Source organism: Arcicella rosea (assembly GCF_014204325.1).
GTDB lineage: Bacteria > Bacteroidota > Bacteroidia > Cytophagales > Spirosomataceae > Arcicella > Arcicella rosea_A.
The window spans coordinates 82473-103456 of the sequence record NZ_JACHKT010000021.1 but is presented as its reverse complement, the minus strand read 5'-3'; the positions used below and the strand labels follow the sequence as shown (position 1 = coordinate 103456).

Annotated in this window: 10 protein-coding genes; 4 read left to right on the top strand and 6 right to left on the bottom strand. The window is 36.6% G+C overall.

All coding sequences use genetic code 11. The annotated features are described in order from the left end of the window. Positions 1-238 precede the first annotated feature (238 nt). Both rpoC and rpoB read right to left on the bottom strand, forming a co-directional pair. A complete protein-coding gene (rpoC, locus tag HNP25_RS14415; RefSeq protein WP_184135194.1) occupies positions 239-4573 on the bottom strand; it encodes a DNA-directed RNA polymerase subunit beta' in 4335 nt (1444 codons plus the stop codon). 97 nt (positions 4574-4670) lie between these two features. Beyond that, positions 4671-8531: a DNA-directed RNA polymerase subunit beta gene (rpoB, locus tag HNP25_RS14410; RefSeq protein WP_184135204.1), complete on the bottom strand. Its 3861-nt coding sequence runs from the start codon at positions 8529-8531 to the stop codon at positions 4671-4673. A 583-nt stretch (positions 8532-9114) separates the two neighbouring features. On the opposite strand from rpoB, the gene HNP25_RS14405 reads away from it, so the two are divergent. Then, a complete protein-coding gene (locus HNP25_RS14405; RefSeq protein WP_184135192.1) occupies positions 9115-10755 on the top strand; it encodes a M28 family metallopeptidase in 1641 nt (546 codons plus the stop codon). Positions 10756-11032: 277 nt separating this feature from the next. Continuing rightward, positions 11033-12361 carry a hypothetical protein gene (locus HNP25_RS14400; protein ID WP_184135191.1) on the top strand — a complete coding sequence of 443 codons (1329 nt, stop codon included), beginning with the start codon at positions 11033-11035 and terminating at the stop codon, positions 12359-12361. Positions 12362-12832: 471 nt separating this feature from the next. Here the strand turns inward: HNP25_RS14400 and HNP25_RS14395 are convergent, their stop codons facing one another. Further along, the gene (locus HNP25_RS14395) at positions 12833-13822 is read right to left on the bottom strand and encodes a sterol desaturase family protein (protein WP_184135190.1); all 990 of its coding nucleotides are present in this window, start codon (positions 13820-13822) and stop codon (positions 12833-12835) included. A gap of 398 nt (positions 13823-14220) precedes the next feature. Between HNP25_RS14395 and HNP25_RS14390 the strand changes: the two genes are divergently transcribed. Continuing rightward, positions 14221-15309: a Fic family protein gene (locus HNP25_RS14390; RefSeq protein ID WP_184135188.1), complete on the top strand. Its 1089-nt coding sequence runs from the start codon at positions 14221-14223 to the stop codon at positions 15307-15309. Positions 15310-15575: 266 nt separating this feature from the next. Continuing rightward, complete coding sequence (locus tag HNP25_RS14385; protein WP_184135187.1) at positions 15576-16808, top strand: alkaline phosphatase family protein; 1233 nt, start codon at positions 15576-15578, stop codon at positions 16806-16808. A 7-nt stretch (positions 16809-16815) separates the two neighbouring features. On the opposite strand, the gene HNP25_RS14380 is transcribed toward HNP25_RS14385, so the two are convergent. The 3 genes from HNP25_RS14380 to HNP25_RS14370 all read right to left on the bottom strand — a co-directional run bounded on the left by HNP25_RS14380 (position 16816) and on the right by HNP25_RS14370 (position 20929). Then, a complete protein-coding gene (locus HNP25_RS14380) occupies positions 16816-17223 on the bottom strand; it encodes a putative toxin-antitoxin system toxin component, PIN family (protein WP_184135185.1) in 408 nt (135 codons plus the stop codon). Continuing rightward, the gene (locus tag HNP25_RS14375; RefSeq protein WP_184135183.1) at positions 17223-17441 is read right to left on the bottom strand and encodes a hypothetical protein; all 219 of its coding nucleotides are present in this window, start codon (positions 17439-17441) and stop codon (positions 17223-17225) included. Before HNP25_RS14375 ends, HNP25_RS14380 begins: the two co-directional genes overlap by 1 nt. 110 nt (positions 17442-17551) lie before the next feature. After that, a complete protein-coding gene (locus HNP25_RS14370; protein WP_184135181.1) occupies positions 17552-20929 on the bottom strand; it encodes a VCBS repeat-containing protein in 3378 nt (1125 codons plus the stop codon). Positions 20930-20984 lie beyond the last annotated feature (55 nt).

Below are 20984 nucleotides of genomic sequence, written 5' to 3'. Positions count from 1 at the left end.
AAAAACCCCGAAAATTGCCAATATTGACACTTTTTCGGGGTTATTTTATTGGTAATATATTGATTATTAAAAGATTACACTCATAAAGGGAAGCCTCAATGAAGAGCAAATTTTAATCTTGTGTCTTGCCTCTTGTATCTTTCAGTCTTCAAGTCCAAAAATCCTAAAGTCCAAAAATCAAAAAAAATGCCCTCTGAAATGAATCAAAGGGCATTTTTTATATTGCTATAAAATCAGATTACACAATCCAACGAGCTTTACGATAACCTCCAACCTTTTCTTGGGCTTTGGCTTCTTTAGCTGTTTCTACTTGTTGTAATTCCTCTTTAGAAGTAATCACATAGTCTGCATATTTACGAACACCCGTACCTGCTGGAATCAAGTGACCAACAATTACGTTTTCTTTCAAGCCATCTAAAGTATCTGCTTTAGCACGGATAGATGCTTCAGATAATACTTTCGTTGTTTCTTGGAAAGAAGCCGCAGAAATGAATGAGTCAGTTCCTAAAGATGCTTGAGTGATACCTTGTAAGTTTGGTTGAGAAACCGCTGGTGAAGCATCACGAACGGTAACAATCTTCATATCACGACGTTTCAATGAAGAGTTTTCGTCACGTAAAGCACGAGCAGAAACAATCATACCTACTTTCATTTTCTCAGAATCACCTGCATCTAATACAACTTTCTTATCCATGATTTTATCGTTTTCCTCACGGAATAAGAATCTATCAACATTTTGTCCGTTCAAGAACATGGTATCTCCAGATTCAACGATGATTACTTTCTGCATCATTTGACGAACGATAGCCTCGATGTGCTTATCGTTAATCTTCACACCTTGCAGACGGTAAACGTCTTGGATTTCATTTACTAAGTACTCTTGTACAGCAGTTGGTCCTTTAATAGCCAAAATATCTGAAGGCGTAATAGCACCATCTGAAAGTGGTACACCAGCACGCACAAAGTCATTATTTTGAACAAGGATGTGTTTAGACAATGGCACTAAGTATTTACGTTCGCCACCATCTTTAGCACGTACATAAATTTCACGGTTACCACGTTTGATACCTCCTAAAGTAATAACACCGTCAATCTCAGAAACTACTGCTGGGTTAGATGGGTTACGAGCTTCAAATAATTCCGTTACACGTGGAAGACCACCCGTAATATCACGAGTTTTACCAGCAGCACGAGGAATTTTCGCCAAGATTTGTCCTGGTTTAATTTTCGTTTTGTTTTCAACTGATAAACGAGCCGCTACTGGTACGTTGTAAGCTACTGGTTCTTCAGCACCTTTTACTAAAACCAAGATAGCAGGGTTTTTAGTCTTATCTTTCGATTCGATAATTACCTTCTCACGTAAACCTGTTTGCTCATCGGCTTCTTCCTTGTAAGTAACATTTTCTTCGATAGCATCGAATTGAATAGTACCTTCAACTTCCGATAAGATTACAGCATTATATGGATCCCAAGCACAAATTTCTTCGCCTTTAGTAATCGTCTGTCCGTCTTTAACTCTCAAATAAGAACCGTAAGGAACGTTATTAGCGATAAATACTTGTTGAGGATTATTAGCATTCAAAATTTGAACCTCGCCCGAACGACCCATTACAATTTCAACTGGTTTTCCTTCTGGGTCAACCGAAGAAACTGTACGCATCTCTTCAAATTTAATAATACCGTCGAATTTAGCTTTGATAGCAGCATCCAAGGTTACGTTTTGAGCAGTACCCCCAACGTGGAATGTACGCAATGTAAGCTGAGTACCTGGTTCACCGATTGACTGTGATGCAATTACACCTACGGCTTCACCGATACCTACCATTCTACCTGTTGAAAGGTTACGTCCGTAACATTTAGCACAAACACCATAACGAGTTTCGCAAGTTAATACCGAACGAATTTCGATTGAATCAATGGCAGTATCATCTACAGAAAGAGCTGCCTCTTCACTGATTTCTTCACCTGCTGTGATTAACAATTTACCCGTAACAGGATCATATACATCATGGATAGAAACACGACCCAAAATACGTTCTGATAATGGTTCGATGATTTCCTCGTTATCTTTCAAGGCAGATGTTTGAATACCTCTTAAAGTACCGCAGTCATCTTCGTTCACGATTACATCTTGAGCAACGTCATGCAAACGACGAGTTAAGTAACCCGCATCGGCAGTTTTCAAGGCTGTATCGGCAAGACCTTTACGAGCACCGTGAGTTGAGATAAAGTATTCAAGTACGTCAAGACCTTCTTTAAAGTTAGAAAGAATTGGGTTTTCGATGATTTCACCTACCGAACCTTGTAAGTTCTTCTGAGGTTTCGCCATCAAACCACGCATACCACCTAACTGACGAATCTGTTCACGAGAACCACGAGCTCCAGAGTGCATCATCATATAGATGGCATTGAAGCCTTGTTTGTCGTTCTCCATTTGATTCATCAAAGTATCAGTAATTTTCTTGTTTACTGATGTCCAGATGTCAATTACAGCGTTATAACGTTCGTTATCTGTAATTAAACCCATCAAATAGTTATCTGTTACTTCAGATACTCTATCTTTTGCTTGCGCAACCAAAGCAGCTTTTTCTTCAGGAACGATGATGTCACCAATACCCATTGAAAGACCACCTTTGAATGCCATTTGGTATCCTAAGTCTTTAATATCATCTAGGAATTTCGCAGTACGAGCAACTCCAGAGATTTTAAATACTGTAGCAATGATTTGTTGCAATTTCTTTTTAGTCAACAATTCATTGATATATCCTACTTCTTCAGGAACGCAAAGGTTGAATAATACACGACCAGCAACAGTTTTCACCATTTCTGAAACCAAAGTACCATCATCTTTACGAACAAGTGCTTTTACTTCAATATTAGCGTGTTTAGAAACAACACCTTCGTTCATTCCGATTACAACTTCTTCGAAACCGTAGAACTTCATTCCTTCACCTTTCACTTCGTATTCTGGTGTGTTCAAACGTCCTTTCGTAACGTAGTACAAACCAAGAACCATATCCTGTGAAGGTACAGTAATAGGAGCTCCGTTGGCAGGGTTCAAGATGTTGTGCGAACCTAACATTAAAAGAGATGCTTCCAAGATTGCTTCTTGTCCAAGTGGTACGTGTACCGCCATCTGGTCACCATCAAAATCGGCGTTGAATGCCGTACAAGTTAATGGGTGCAATTGGATTGCTTTTCCTTCAATCAATTTAGGTTGGAATGCTTGGATACCCAAACGGTGAAGCGTTGGAGCACGGTTTAGAAGAACAGGGTGTCCTTTCATTACGTTTTCCAAAATATCCCACACTACAGGGTCTTTTCTATCAACAATTTTCTTGGCAGATTTTACCGTTTTCACGATACCTCTTTCAATCAATTTTCTGATAACAAATGGTTTGAAAAGTTCGGCAGCCATATCTTTTGGCAAACCACATTCGTGCATTTTCAATTCAGGACCAACTACAATTACCGAACGACCAGAGTAATCGACACGTTTACCTAATAAGTTCTGACGGAAACGTCCTTGCTTACCTTTCAACATATCTGAAAGTGATTTCAAAGCACGGTTACCTTCTGAACGAACAGCGTTGATTTTACGTGAGTTATCGAATAATGAATCGACAGCTTCTTGTAACATACGCTTTTCGTTACGTAAGATTACTTCTGGCGCTTTGATTTCAATCAAACGCTTTAAACGGTTGTTACGGATAATTACACGACGATAAAGGTCGTTCAAATCCGAAGTCGCAAAACGACCACCATCTAAAGGTACAAGCGGACGCAATTCAGGTGGAATTACTGGTACCATTTTGATAACCATCCATTCTGGCTTGTTCTCGATACGAGTACCTGCTTCACGGAAAGCTTCAACTACTTTCAAACGTTTCAAGGCTTCAGCCTTACGTTGTTGAGAAGTATCGTTTGCAGCCGAGTGACGTAAATCATAAGATAAATTATCTAATTCAGTACGTTTCAACAACATATCCAAAGCCTCAGCACCCATTTTAGCAATGAATTTCTGAGGATCTTCGTCTGGTAATAATTGGTTTTCACGAGGTAACTTGTCGATAATGTCCAAATATTCGTCTTCTGTTAAGAAGTCCATTTTGTTAACACCATCTTCAGCTTTCACCCCAGCTTGAACTACTACGTATCTTTCGTAATAAATTACTTGGTCAAGTTTTTTCGTAGAAAGACCTAACAAGTAACCAATTTTGTTTGGTAAACTACGGAAGTACCATATGTGGGCAACAGGCACAACTAATTCGATGTGTCCCATACGCTCACGACGTACTTTTTTCTCAGTAACTTCTACACCACAACGGTCGCAGATGATACCTTTATAACGAATACGTTTATATTTCCCACAGTGACATTCCCAGTCTTTTGTAGGACCGAAAATACGCTCACAGAACAAACCACCCATTTCTGGTTTGTAGGTTCTATAGTTGATTGTTTCCGGTTGTGTAACTTCTCCGTGTGATCCTTCAAGAATCGACTCAGGTGACGCCAATGAAATGGTTACCTTAGAGAACTCACTGTTTAATTTTCTATTCTTTTTGAATGACATTTTCGAGTCTTTTTAATGAAAATGGTTCTTAATTGCTTATACTGTAATTATCAGTTGCCTTTAGCCAAGCTAGAAAGTAACAATACTTAACATAAAATTACTCTAAAGTAATCTCTAATGCTAAACCTCTTAATTCGTGAATCAATACGTTGAATGATTCTGGAATACCTGGCTTTGGCATACTTTCTCCTTTAACGATAGCTTCGTAGGCTTTAGCTCTACCAATCACGTCATCAGATTTTACAGTCAAGATTTCTTGTAAGATGTTAGCTGCACCAAATGCTTCTAATGCCCAAACCTCCATTTCACCAAAACGCTGACCACCAAATTGAGCTTTACCACCCAATGGTTGTTGTGTAATTAATGAATATGGTCCGATTGAACGAGCGTGCATTTTATCATCAACCAAGTGGCCTAATTTTAACATATAGATAATACCTACTGTTACTGGTTGGTCGAACATTTCTCCTGTTAAACCATTGTACAAGTAAGTACGTCCCCATAATGGTAAACCTGCTTCTTCTAATTCTTTTGCCACTTCAGCTTCTGTACCACCATCAAAGATTGGTGAAGCGTATTTACGACCAAGTTTTTCACCTGCCCATGCTAATACGGTTTCATAAATCTGACCGATGTTCATACGTGAAGGTACCCCAAGTGGGTTCAACACGATTTCTACTGGTGTTCCGTCTTCCAAGAATGGCATATCTTCATCACGAACAATACGGGCTACAACCCCTTTGTTACCGTGACGACCCGCCATCTTATCACCTACTTTCAACTTACGTTTCTTAGCGATATAAACTTTCGCCAATTTCACGATACCTGCTGGTAATTCATCTCCTACTTCTAAAACAAACTTCTCACGTTTGTAGCGACCTACTACTTCGTTACGACGAACGTTATAGTTTTTCACCATTTGCAACAATAAGATATTCGTTTCAGATTCTTCTGTAGCATTTTCAAGAATTAAATCCGCTAATAAGTTAGCTTCTTCAGGAACGCTGTATGAACTATCATCACGGTATAAATTTTTAGCTGGGAACAAGGCTTCCTCGATCATACGACCAGTCAATTTCGTTCCTGCTTCAATAATTACCGTTCCGAATTTATGTTTGATACCACCAGAAATTTTACCTTCTAACAATTCAATCATCTTACCAATCATCATTCCACGGATGGCAGTCAAATCTTTAGATAATTGTTTTGAAAGACCAGCAATTTCTTTCTTAGCTTTCTCACGTTCGTCTTTATCTTTCTTAGGACGGCTGAAAAGTTTTGTATCAATTACAACCCCTTTCAATGATGGAGGTGCTTTTTTAGAAGCATCTTTTACATCACCTGCTTTATCACCGAAGATAGCACGTAGTAATTTTTCTTCTGGAGTAGGGTCAGATTCTCCTTTTGGTGTGATTTTACCAATTAAGATATCACCTTCTTTTACTTCAGAACCTACACGAATTACACCGCTTTCATCCAAGTTTTTCACAGTTTCTTCTGCTACGTTCGGGATTTCCGCTGTTAATTCTTCTTCACCACGTTTTGTATCACGTACTTCCAATTCAAATTCTTCAATGTGAATAGAAGTAAAAATATCATCACGAACAACTTTCTCAGAAATTACAATCGCATCCTCGAAGTTGTAACCTTGCCATGGCATGAAGGCCACTTTCATGTTACGACCTAGTGCTAATTCCCCTTGCTGAGTAGCATATCCTTCACAAAGTGCTTGTCCTTTTGAAACTCGCTGTCCTTTACGAACGATTGGCTTTAAGTTGATAGTAGTATCTTGGTTAGTTCTACGGAATTTAATTAATTTATATTCCTTAGTGTCTCCATCAAAACTTACTAAATATTCTTCTGGTGACATATCGTATTTTACTACGATTTTGATACTGTCAACATATTCAATTACACCGTCAGCTTCAGCAACAACTAAAGTACGTGAATCTAAAGCAACACTTGCTTCTAAACCAGTACCTACAATTGGATTTTCAGGGCGTAACAATGGTACAGCCTGACGTTGCATGTTTGAACCCATCAAGGCACGGTTGGCATCATCATGTTCCAAGAAAGGAATCAAAGAAGCCGCTACCGATACAATTTGGTTTGGTGCAATATCCATTAATTGAGCCTCTTTAGGATCTACTAATGGGAAGTCACCTTCAAAACGAGCTTTTACACGGTCAGAAGTAAATACGCCATCTTCATTGTAACGAGCATTTGCTTGTACGATGTTTTTGCCATCTTCTTCTTCAGCAGTAAAGAATGTAATTTCATCGATTTTCACTTTACCGTCTGAAATAGTACGATAAGGAGTTTCGATAAAGCCCATCGAGTTGATTTTAGCATGCACACAAAGTGATGAAATCAAACCGATGTTTGGTCCTTCTGGAGTTTCAATCGTACACAAACGACCATAGTGCGTATAGTGAACGTCACGAACCTCAAAACCTGCACGCTCACGAGATAAACCACCTGGTCCAAGTGCTGAAAGACGACGCTTGTGCGTAATCTCAGCCAATGGGTTGGTCTGATCCATGAATTGTGAAAGCTGGTTTGTACCAAAGAATGAGTTGATTACTGACGAAAGAGTACGTGCATTAATCAAATCAACTGGTTTGAAGTCTTCGTTATCACGAACGTTCATACGTTCTTTGATAGTACGAGCCATACGAGCCAAACCAACACCAAATTGTGCATATAATTGTTCACCTACTGTACGAACACGACGGTTAGACAAGTGGTCAATATCATCAATTAGTGCTTTTGAGTTAATCAATCCGATTAAGTATTTTACGATAGAGATAATATCTGCTTTCGTTAATACTTTTGTTTCCATCGGAATATCATGACCCAATTTCTTATTGATTCTATAACGACCTACTTCACCTAAATCATAACGTTTATCAGAGAAGAACAAGTTTTGGATAATATCACGAGCAGTTTGCTCATCAGGTGCTTCTGTATTACGCAACTGACGGTAAATTTGCTCAACCGCTTCTTTTTCTGAGTTCGATGAATCTTTCTGTAAAGTATTATAAATGATGTTGTAATCATTCACGTTCATATCTTCTTTATGAAGAATGATAGTGTCTAAATCAGCATCAATAATAGTATCAACATCATCTGAAGTAATCGTAGAATCACGTTCTAATAATACTTCGTTACGGTCGATAGAAACTACTTCACCTGTATCTTCATCTACGAAATCTTCTTGCCAAGTTCTTAAAACCCTTGCAGCCAAACGGCGACCAACAGCTTTATTCAAATTAGCACGATCTACTTTGATTTCTTCTGAAAGTCCGAATAAATCTAAAATATCTTTATCAGAACCATAACCAATCGCACGTAAAAGCGTAGTTACTGGAAACTTCTTCTTACGGTCGATATAAGCATACATTACGTTGTTAACGTCTGTAGCGAATTCAATCCAAGAACCTTTGAATGGAATGATACGAGCTGAATATAATTTAGTACCATTTGTGTGACGGCTCTGCGAGAAGAACACACCTGGAGAACGGTGTAATTGAGAAACGATTACACGTTCAGCACCATTAATTACGAAAGAACCACGCTCAGTCATGTAAGGGATATTCCCTAAGAACACTTCCTGTTCGATCGTTTCGAAATCTTCGTTGTCTGTATCATTACAGATAAGGCGCAACTTTGCTTTCAAAGGTACTGAATACGTCAGACCACGGTCGATACACTCATCAACTGAGTATTTTGGTGGATCTACTGAGTAATCAATAAAGTGAAGGACAAAGTTTTCACGAGAATCGGCAATTGGGAAGTTCTCAGCAAATACTTTGAAAAGACCTTCGTCAGTACGATTCTCCGCTGCGGTTTCCAACTGGAAGAAATCCTGAAACGACTTAACCTGAATATCCAAGAAATCTGGGTACTCAAGTAAGTTTTTGACTTTGGCAAAAGAAATTCTGCCCGTTTTTGTCATCTGTGTCAAGGCTGTTACTGTTTTGAAGTTTACAATATGATATTTCTTAATCGGTAAAATAAGGTTAATAGAAAAGTTTTTGATGTTCAAGAATCAAACATCAAAAGGAAGACTTTTGCATTGAAATACCTTTCAATTCCGAATAAAAACATATCTAAAAAATCTTTAAATCAATGACTTACAGCAAATTAGCGTAAGCGAAAAATGGAGCCTCGTAGAAGTGAGAAAATTATTTCCCTTGCATTCTTCCTACGAAAAAAGGATGTGTCTCGGAAACAATTAACTTTCATTAAAACGCTAAGAGATTTCATTGCGTTTTAATTAGCTTGCAAAAGTACAGATTTTAATTTGATTATCAAGGGATTAGACAAGAAAATTTCAATTTTATTTGATAGCGTTAAAGAATAAATTCAAAGCTCAATAAACTCGGACTTTGTTAAGTATTTTTGTGAAAGGCTGTATGCTTTATGCTGTAATCGACAAGCATTTTCGTCTGCTTATTTTTACTTTTAGTTAATAATAAAATCGTAAAAATATCAATCACTAAATCACAACTCACTCATTCACTCAATAATTCATCAACATGAAAAAAAGCTTATTAACAGGAATTTCACTCCTATTTTTATGTTCACAAACTTTACTTTTCGGACAATCCATTCCTAAAAAAGCCCTTCAAGCCATCAATCCTGATGCGATTAAAGCCACAATGACTTATCTTTCAGATGATTTATTAGAAGGTCGCCAGCCCGGAACACGTGGTTTTGCTTTGGCTTCAAAGTATATCGAAACACAATTTATGGCTTTGGGTTTGAAGCCCGCCATCAACGGTAATTCTTATCTGCAAAAAGTTCCGCTTAGAAAAGGCATCGTTCTAGAAAAAGAAAGTACTTTATCTTTGTTCGTCAACGGAAAAGAGGAGGTTTTAGACTACAATAAACACTTTATTTTTAGTCCGAATTTTATCAATGAAAATGCTGAAATCGAAGCTCCTTTGGTTTTTGTGGGCTTTGGCGTTCATGCTCCCGAATTGAATTATGACGATTACCAAAACATTGATGTAAAAGGTAAAATTGTAGTGATGCTCAATGCAGCACCCGAATCTTTTGGTTCAAATGAGCGTGCCTACTTTACCAACAATACCGTAAAATTCAATGAGGCAATCAAGCGTGGAGCTGTTGGAGCAATTACTTTTAGCGTACCAACCGACAAAAGAAGTACTTGGGATGCGACAGTGCGTCGCTCGAAACAAGGCTCTTTTAAATGGTTGGACGAAAACAACATCGCCAAAGACGGTTTCCAAGCATTGAAAGGAATCGTTACTTTAAACAGTGAATATGCCGAAAAATTATTCAGTAATTCAGGCAAAAAAGCGGAGGAAATTTACACCAATGCCAAAGCCAATAAAGCTCAGTCTTTTCCGCTAAATATCACTGCAAAACTAAAAGTAAAAACGGCTTATCAGTTTGTGCAAGGTTCAAATTTAGTAGGAGTAATCGAAGGAAGCGACCCGAAACTAAAAGATGAGTATGTAGTGTATGCTGCTCATCTCGACCACTTCGGTATCGGTGCAGCTGTGAAAAATGATTCAATTTATAATGGAGCTCACGATAATGCTTCTGGGGTTTCTATTCTTTTGGAAATAGCTCATGCTTATCGTGCCTTGCCCAAAGCTCCCAAGCGTTCTATCATTATTGCCGTGGTAACTGGTGAAGAGTATGGCTTATTGGGTTCTGATTATTTCGCCAATAATCTTCCTATCAAAGATGCGAAAATGGTTGCCAATTTAGCGATTGATATGCCCTTTTTCTTTCACCCGATTTTAGATATTGTGCCTTACGGAGCACAGCATTCAAGTCTTTCAAAACAAGTAGCACAGGCTACGAAAATATTGAATTTAAAGGTTAGTCCCGACCCGTTCCCTGAGCAAGTGGTTTTTGTAAGAAGCGACCATTTTAGTTTTATCAAAAAAGGCATTCCAGCTTTGTTTATCAAAAGTGGCTTTATGACCGTGCCGGAAGATAGCGTTGATAGAAGTAAATCGGACGTAGCTTGGCGAAGCACCATTTATCATACGCCACAAGATGATATGAATCAGCCCTTCGATTTCCAAGCAGCGGCAACACACGTAAAAGTAAATTTCCTAATCGGCTATTTCACCGCCAACGAAAACACCGCCCCAACATGGAACAAAGGCGATTTCTTTGGAGGGAAGTTTGGGAAGTAGCTTTCATGCTCTAAGCTGTAGGCTTTTTGACGAGTATAAGCATAGCTTTTCAGAGTCATTTTGATTTTGGGGAGCTGTGTTTGTTTTGAAGGGAAGTAATTTGAAATGTCTTTGAGGAAAATTATTTTGGGATTGTGTAGTTTTTGGAATGGATTGTGGAAAAGGAGACGATAATTGTGTAAAATTGTTTTTTGGTGATTGAAAGCTCTCTCCCAATTAGAAAATAGTATAATAACAAACAGCTTTAGCAATTGCTAAAAAAGACCCATACATAAAGATGAACGATAGAATCAAAGATAACCCAACCTTTAAAAAATTCGAAGAAAACATAAAAGGGGCTAAGATGTTAAAAGATATTGTATCTATCCTCTCTCCATTAAACAAAAATTCCAAAGACAAATTAAACATATTCGAAGTATTTGAGAAAATTGAAATAAGACTTAAAGCTATATCGCAAAGCCCTGATGAATTCAATGGGTTGTTTAGCGACTTAGGTTGGATTGCTCATGAGTCCATTAACTATGAATTAATGCAACACTGTATAGATTTAGCAAAAAAAGGAAATATTAAGTCAGCAGAAGAACAACTTGCAGAATATTACACCTCAGAAAATTTGAAACTACTAATCCTTCAACTGAAAACGACTAAAGAATTCCAAAAACGATACGATTTGATAACACTTGCATATAAAGACACTATAGAAAAGAGATTTCACTCAGTTGTACCAATAATATTAATGATTATTGACGGAGGAGTTAATGACATTGATAAGAATAAAGGTTTTTTTACTGACAGTACAGATTTGACAGCTTGGGATTCTATTGCTGCACACAATACAGGCTTGACCAAACTGAGAGAAATTTTAAATAGAACAAGAAAGGAAACTAATGAAGAAGAAATTTTCCTACCATACAGGAATGGGATTTTACACGGCAGAGACATTTCATACAGTAACAAATATGTTGCAGGTAAATGTTGGGCTGCTTTAATAGCTATAAATGATTGGGCTAAAGCGATACAAGATGGAAATAAAAATAAACCTAAAGAAGAAAAAACATTGACTTTTAGAGAATCAATTGATGAAATAAAAAAAATAATCTCTGACTATGAAGACCATAAAAAAAAGAGTGCTGAAACTAATAATTGCATCTCTATTTGGAAACCTAGAAATTTAAAAATAGGTGTTGATTTAGCTAAATTTGGTGAGGTTGAAGATTATGAGAACTTTACACCTGAAAAAGATGCAGTAAAATTCATTACTAATTGGAAAAAGAAAAACTATGGAGGTATTGCGAAACAAGTTTACTGTTTTATTGAAGAAACTACCCTTAGTAAGGAAGCAGGAAGAATAAGAAAAATATTTGAAAATAAAACTTTAAAAGCTTACGAAATAAAAAGAATTATTGACATCGCTCCAGCAATCTCAGAAGTATATCTTAATGTCATAATCGAATATGCTCAAAAAGACTATGAATTAGAAATTAAACTAAGAATGATTTATCAAAATGAAAAAGGCGATACTTTAGTTATAGGACAGAAAAATGGAGAATGGAAATTTATTGACTCTTTCTTTTTTCATAAAATTGAATATCTAGAAGAATCGTAATGATAGTGTAGATAGCTTGAAATACATTCGATACCTATCATTTATCGTTCCTTTATAAAGATGTTGAACAGACTCATCCTAATGCACTCGGAGTGCTCTATAAGACCAATCTAAGTAAACTCTAATGCACTCAGAGTGCCCTGTAAGACCACTTCAAGTGAACTCTAATGCACTCTGAGTGCTCTATAAGACCGCTTCAAGTGAACTCTAATGCACTCTGAGTGCTCTATAAGACCGCTTCGAGTGAACTCTAATGCACTCTGAGTGCTCTATAAGACCGCTTCGAGTGAACTCCTCGCTTCACGAAGTATTATACTACCGTGATACCATGTCTTTTGACATGAAACAGCAGGCTATGTAGTTCGTGCGACACGAACTACGGCAAAGTTTCCTTCACTGATAGCATGACTTCAAGTCGTGCCATCAGTATTAAAAACAAAAGCTCATAGCTCACCTCTCAAAGCTAATACCTCACCCCTTAACACTATCAAAATACTCTTTCTTCACAATCGTTGCGGTTTTGTGATTGCCAGAATGATGCCAGCCCGGAGGCATAAAAATGTATAAAACCTTGTCTTTGAGCGTTGGAGCTTGGTAAACGTCTTTCAACAATAAAGTAATTTCCCCAAAATAGGCATCTAAAAAATCTCCTGATTTCATCGGTCTTGTAATGCCGTATTCAATGGCTTCTTCGTGTTTTTCGTCTTGCAAAGTACCAAAAGCTTTGTCCCAAATATTCAGTAAATTACAAAAATTGGTATCCATGTACAAAGGGTTTTTGGCATGATGTACTCTATGATGCGAAGGCGTAAGAATGATTTTATTCAAAAATCCCAAACGAGCATCCACCATAATATTTTCGCCAATATGAATAAATGCACCCCAAGTACCATCTATAAACATGATGAGAAATAACAAAGGAGGATTTACACCCAACAAAATACAGATTGTTGTACGAATAATATCAGCATAAGGGCCTTCCAGAAAAAAGTGTGTGTAAGTCACCGACAAATTCATGTATTCGGGTGCGTGGTGGGTAGAGTGCAAACACCAAAAAAGGCGTACTTTATGCCCCAAGAAATGGTAAATAAAATGGGCGAATTCCCACACTACATAACCGTAAATAAACCAATACCAAGTAAATTCTGTCTTGAAAATGGCGTAAGGTTCAAAGAAAGCAATACATAGCCCGACCATCCCGATAGAAATAAAACGAGAAATAAAGCGGTTGAAAACATAAGTAAAAAATGAGATTTTGTATTGTGTAAAAGTAAGTCGGCGATAAAATAAGGCACGGATAATTTCAACAAGCAACAAAACGGGAATCAGTGGTCCTAAAGCTTTTCCGATGCCGTCTTGGGTTAATAAGGCTTTGTAATTGTCTGTTTCGATAATTTCAATCAGTCCGTTAAAATTAAAAAAGCCGACGATTTCGTTGTAAAGTGTTTCTAAAAATTCCATAGATAAATTAGTGGGTTATGAGTGAGTGATTTTTGATTGTCTTTTTGATAAGCTATCGTCCACTCATGGCATGACTAATCCAATGTTATCCTCTGTCAAGTGATTTAATAGTCATGCCATGAGTATTTTTTGTTTTTTATCTCATCAATAAAAGCGAAATTATAAATACTGTTAATAAATTCTCTACTGATTTGTGGGGATTTGTTTATTGAGTGATTGATAGAATGAGTGGTTGAGTGATTTTTTTATATTCATAAGTATTATTTCCCCGAAATCCGACATCCCAAATCCAAAATCCCAAACAAATATAATTTTTACCATTTTAATACGAACGAGAGTAAAAAAATCATATTTTTACTCTCGAATTAAAAACGAGTGTAATCTTTACCATTGGAAACATGATAGATTTTGACCGTACAAAGCCGTACAATGCCTTGCCTTCTTTACCTCCTCTGATAGACATTGAAACGAAAAATATACTCCGCAAAACAATTTCGGCAGGTAGAGCATTAGCTCAGCTGAATGGGACTTTACTTAATTTACCCAATCCAACTTTATTTTTAGATACCATTTATTTACAGGAAGCAAAAGCCAGTTCTGAAGTAGAAAATATAATTACTACCAATGATGAACTATATCAATCGCTAATAGCAGAAAAGAAGGTAGAAAATACAGCTACGAAAGAAGTTTTAAGTTACAAAGAAGCCCTTTGGTTGGGTTTAGAGCAGCTTAAAACAAAGCCATTCATTACGACAAATCTATTTATTAAAATTGTTCAGTGCATAAAGCAAAATAATGCGTCCATTAGAGTTACACCCGGCACAACATTAGCTAACAGCCAAGGTGAAGTAATATATACGCCACCTAGTGGAGAAAGTATTATCCGAGACAAGTTGGCTAACTTAGAAACATTTATCAATGAAGACAATGGAATTGACCCGCTAATAAAAATGGCATTATTGCATTATCAGTTTGAAGCGATTCACCCTTTTGCAGATGGTAATGGAAGAACAGGTAGAATTTTACTATTACTATACCTCAAACTATCGGGTTTGCTTGATACGCCAGCCATTTACCTAAGTGAGTACATTATCAAAAACAAGGTGGAATATTATCGAAATCTAAGAAATGTAACGGAACATAATGATTGGGAAAACTATATTCTGTACATGTTAGATATGATAGAAGTAACTTCGATGAACGGATTGAAAAGACTGAATCATATTACAAAAGAAATTGAAATAACTTCAACCGAAATCAAAATGAAACTACCCAAAATCTATTCTAAAGATTTGGTAGAAATTTTGTTTCGCTTGCCATATACCAAAAAACAGCATTTAATAAATGAAAATTTAGGAAACTCAAAGACCGTAGGAAACTATCTGATAGCATTAGAAGAAAATGGTTTTTTACAATCTGTGAAAGTTGGAAAAGAAAAATTGTATGTAAACCAACGCTTACTTGCAATCTTAGAAGGAAAATACTAGGACAAGACAGCTCCATATCTTTAGATATAGGATAGTGGCGTAGATATTTTATTTAAAAAATGAATAATCTGGTGATTGTTTTTGGTGGCATAAGTTTAACTTTTCCCAAATCAGAAATCCAAAATCTCTTCGCTTGATAACAATTAATTAAAATAGACAATGACAGACTTTTGATGAAGAAAAAGGAATTTTGTATTGAGTAATATTTTCAATCAACTTATTCCTTATTTTCCAATTTAATAACGACAAAAAATTAAAAGTTAATTATGAAACCCTTTAAAATCCTTCTTACTTGCTTGATTTTCTCAACAACCATTTCTGCTCAAAAAACAGCTAAAAAAGTAGTTTTTATGATAGTTGACGGTATTCCAGCGGATGCGATTGAAAAGGCAGAAATGCCTAATTTGAAGAAAATTAGTGCCATCGGAGCGTTCAAAAGAGCATTCGTTGGCGGTGAAAAAGGACAATACTCACAAACGCCAACAATTTCGGCTGTAGGCTATAACAGTTTGCTGACGGGTACTTGGGTAAATAAACATAACGTTTGGGGAAACGACATCCGTAAGCCTAATTATCATTATTGGAATATCTTTAGATTACTGAGAAGCCAGCAACCTGAAAAGAAAATAGGCGTTTATTCTACATGGTTAGACAATAGAACCAAATTGATTGGCGAGTCTCTGACCAATGCAGGCAATATTAAAATGGATTTTGTAGCCGATGGCTATGAGTTGGACACTGTTACTTATCCGCATGATAAACAAAGCGAATACATTCATAAAATCGACGAAAAAGTAAGTGACGAAGCGGCTAAAAGTATTAAAGAAAATGCACCAGATTTATCGTGGGTATATTTAGAATATTCTGACGATATGGGGCATAAGTATGGCGATAGCGAACAGTTTACCAAAGCTTTGGGCTATGTGGACAATCAGATTGGTAAAGTGTGGGAAGCGATAGAGTATAGAAAGAAAAATTTTAAAGAAGATTGGCTAATCGTAATTACGACCGACCACGGAAGAGATGCAAAAACAGGTAAAAATCACGGTGGACAGTCGGACAGAGAACGTACTACTTGGGTAGCGACTAATGCCAAACCGTTGAATAATTACTTTCAGGAAAACCAACCTGCGATTGTAGATATTCTGCCAACGATGGCTAGTTTTATGGGTTTGAAAATTCCAGCGGAGAATCTTGTTGAGATGGATGGCGTAGCCTTAATTAATCCTGTTTCAGTAGCTAATCCGAATGCAGTTTTGGTAAAAGATAGTTTACAAATTTCGTGGAAAGCTTTAGAGAAAAAAGGTAAAGTAAAAATATGGCTGAGTACAACCAACCATTTTGAAGAAGGAGGCAAAGACCTCTATGAATTAATCGACACTGTGCCGAATACTCAGGAAAGTATCACGGTAGATGTCAGTCAAAAAAAATCGTCCTTCTATAAAATCTTGATAGAAGGACGAAATAATACGGTGAATCGTTGGGTTTTGGTGAAGTAATGGAGATTTAGAGTTTAATGATTTCTTTAAACTCCATCAATGACACAACTCTTATCGGAGGAAAATCAAGCGATTTTAAGATATTAAAATGTTTATCGTTAGTGACAAGATAATCAGCGTTTGTAGCAATTGCTAAATCAACGAATTTATTGTCATCAGGGTCATTTTCAATTAATTGCCATTTGTAAAATGGCTCTGAGAATATAACATTTGGAGCTGACGCAAGAATTGATAAAATCAGTTCTGCTGTCAGCTCTGAGTATTTTTCAATAAGCATTTCTTCGTATTCTGTCAAAACTTCGTTACTCACAACCCATTCAAAAAGTTCGTTTTCAAAAGCTTGATAAAGCCAATAATAATTACTTTTCGGAGGAATAGAAGCTAAAAGACAATTCGTATCTATGACTACTCTCATCAAGAATCTTGGTTTAACATTTTGTCAAAATCTTCTTGCGTATAGCCTTTTTCTTCAGTAATTCGTTCTAATTCTTCATGCAACTGTGCAGTATAATGTTTTACTAAAACTTTTTGTAAATCATGAGCCTGTTCATCTGTCATTGGCCTGTTAAACAGCCTTAACAAGCTTATTTGCAAAGCATTAAGCCCTTGGCTTGCAATTGGATTCTTAGTCATAGTCTGTGAATTTTATCTAACAAAAATAACTATTTTATTCAAAACATAATTGTTTAAAGCGTGTTCGAGTCAAATAAAAGGCTTTATTTATAAATGGAACCATAATAAAATTACTTGATTTTCTCTTGCTTCAAAACCCCTACTCTATCAGAATTTCGAGTATAAATCATGGCTTTGTTTTGATTGGCTAATTGAATCGTCAACATATCTCGAACATCGCCTTTTAGCATTAAACCAGCTTGTTGATTGGGAATGGATTGGAATTTACCCTTTCCATTCCCTAACAAAAGCGAACCCATTGAGGCATCATTTTTACCCAACTGCACACGCCACGGATAGAAATTTCCTGCTATCATTATGTCTTTTTTGCCATCTTGATTAAAATCTTCCACAGTAATACAGGAGGCTAATGAAACTTGAGCAGACAATGGCAAAACTTTGGCGGAGAATTTACCATTGCCTACATTTTCAAAAAAGGTACTACTAAGTGTGTTGATTTTCAGGCTATTACTTTGTTTTATTTGCTCTGGCGAAAGCAAACTTTCTAACGTAGCTTCGGCGTAGTCTTTGTATTTCAGGAATTTCTTTCTAATGCTTGGCAATTGATTGGCTAATTCATCTAATGAAGCAAGTGGATAGCTTTTGCCTTGAATGTAATAGCAAATCAATGGGTCGATTGTTCCATTTTGGTCAAAATCTGCGTAGCAGAGCGTAACAGGTTCTTTTTCAGAAGCTTTGAATTGAGTATTTTGTCCTAAATTTCCAGCAATAATGTCCAAATCTCCATCATTATCCATGTCTTCAATTACTACTTTTGCCCAAAATCCATTGGTATTTTCTAAGCCATATTTTTGGGTTTGATTGACCAATTGTCCTCGCTGATTTTCGTAAATCGTAATCGGCATAAATTCTCCCGCAATGATTAAATCTATCCAACCATCTTTATTAATATCCGTCCAAGAAGCCGAAGTAACCATGCCCGGACGACGAAGAGAAGGTTCTTTTTGTTCTGTCGCATATTTAAAAATAGGCTTCCCTCTTTTGCTTTCATTCCTTAATAAATAACAATAATCAGGTTCTGGAAATCGGCTTGGCATCGAACGACCGCCCACGAAAATATCTAAATCGCCATCTTTGTCATAATCGGCAGCCGCTACGCAACTTCCATTACTGGTTAAATCAGGCAAAATACCAGAAGTATTGGTAAAAATACCTTTTCCGTTGTTTAGATAAAGTTGATCTTGATACAATGGTGCATGAGCTTCTAATTCAGTGCCTCCTCTGACGATGAATAAATCTAAATCTTTGTCGTTATCTGCATCAAAAAACATTACTCCTGCATCTTTTGCAAGACTTTCTTTTGCCCAAGGCTGTGATGGAGATTTTTGAAAAGTACCATTACTTTTTTGCAATAATAATTCTCCAGCCTTTTGTTGGTTTCCACCTATAAAAATATCTTCTAATCCATCTCCATTTACATCGCCTTTTGCAATAAAAGGTCCTTGTTTTGAAAGCTGATAAGGCAAAAGTGACTGATGTTTAAAATCGACAAAAGCCGTTTCTTGGTGTTGGTAAGATAGATTTGATGTTAGTGTATAATCCGAAAAAAGTGGTGAAGATTTCGATTCATGCTGAATATTAGGCAAAATGCCCGTATTACTTTGAATCGTAAGCGTTGTATCTGCTTTGACGTTGTTCAAAGTTGTTACTTTACCATTCGTCCAGTAAATTTTCAAGGTTTTAATCTGTTCGTCTTTTCCTAAACCAAAGTGTAAAGAAGGCTCAACACTACTCTGAAAACCATGTGCTGAGTACAATTCTTGCATTTGAGAAGTACTGGCGGTTTGTATAAATACTTTAGCTCCCAGAGCAAAAGTATTAGGCGTATTTTCTTTTAATGTTAGTTTGATATAATGATTTTTTGAAAGCTGGCGACTACGATTTTCAAAAACCATAGCGGGCGAATTACTGTTATTTACAACCAAATCGAGGTCGCCGTCATTATCTAAATCGGCATAAGCCGCACCAGTACTGATAGAAGGTTCTGCCAAACCCCATTTTGCTGTAGTATTTTCAAAGATTAAACCATCGTTAGTTGCTTGATTTGCAAAGCAATAATTGCTTACTTTGGTACTAGACATCTTTTTGATTAACTCCCAAGTATTAATTTTTTGCCCTTGTGCTTGGGCTTTATCGGCTTCTTCTTGATAAGTATATTTCAAGAAATCCATATTGGTGTAATCTCGCAAATAACCATTGGTAATGTACAAATCCTTTTTACCATCATTATCCAAATCACAAACCAAAGGACTCCAACTCCAATCTGTATTCGACATACCCGCTAATTGACCAATTTCACTAAATTGTGGAATACCTTCCTTATTATTTCCAACATTTACTTGAAGCATATTTCGCATGTTTTGATGATGGAAACCGCTATCTACTAATAACTTATAAGTATCATATTCGTCTGGACCTTTCAGTAATTTTTGACGTTGATTATCTTCTGGAAGCATATCCATTGTGATAATGTCAGCTTTATCATCATTATTAAAATCAACAATATCAGCACCCATCGAAAACTTAGAAATATGTCCGATACTTTCTTTAAGGGTTTCAGAGAAATGTCCATTTTTCTGATTGAGGTACAAAAAATCTTGTTCGTTATAATCGTTTGTTACGTAAAGGTCAGGCCAAGTATCATTATTAACATCGCCAACGGCAACATTCAAGCCAAAATTCAAGCCACTTCCGTGTATTCCAGCTTCGTCGCTTATATCATTAAAGAAACCATTATCATTTCTATAAAGTCTATTTCCGTATTGAGGATGTCTAGTTTTACGAAGTCGTTGCGTATTAAAAAAGGCATTGTAAAACATTTCAGCATGGTTTACCATAAACATATCGAGGTCACCATCTTTATCCATATCAAAAAAAGCTACTTGTGTTGTGTAAGTTCCAATAGCATCTAAACCATATTTTGCAGCACTTTCTACAAAAGTCGGAATACCATTTTTAGTACCCGTGTTGATGTACAATTCATTTTTACGTTCAAAATCCGTCCCCGAACCAGAGTAACAAACATAAATATCCAATTTCCCATCGCCATTTACATCGGCCATACTCACTCCTGTTTTCCATCTTTCTCTTCCTGCCACGCCAGCAATTTCTGTGATGTCTTCAAAATGAAAAGAAGCATCTCCTGATTTCCCTTTGTTGAGGTATAATTTATTGGGAACCATATTTCCAGAAAAGTAAATATCCGCCAAACCATCATTGTTTACATCGCCAACAGCAACACCGCCACCATTGTATAAATATTGATATTCTAATAAATTAAGTTTTTCGTTTTCTTGAATGTTATTCACAAAGTTAATGCCCGAGTTTTCGGGTTTAACAAGTTGGAAAAGAGTTTCGTCGTTTGATGAAGTTGATTGACAACCAACGACTAGCGGTAAAATCAGGAAAAGGATGAATCTTTGTATCATTTGGAAAATTTAATACTTCTGTACAAGTTATCTTTATTGGTTTTGGGGTAATCGT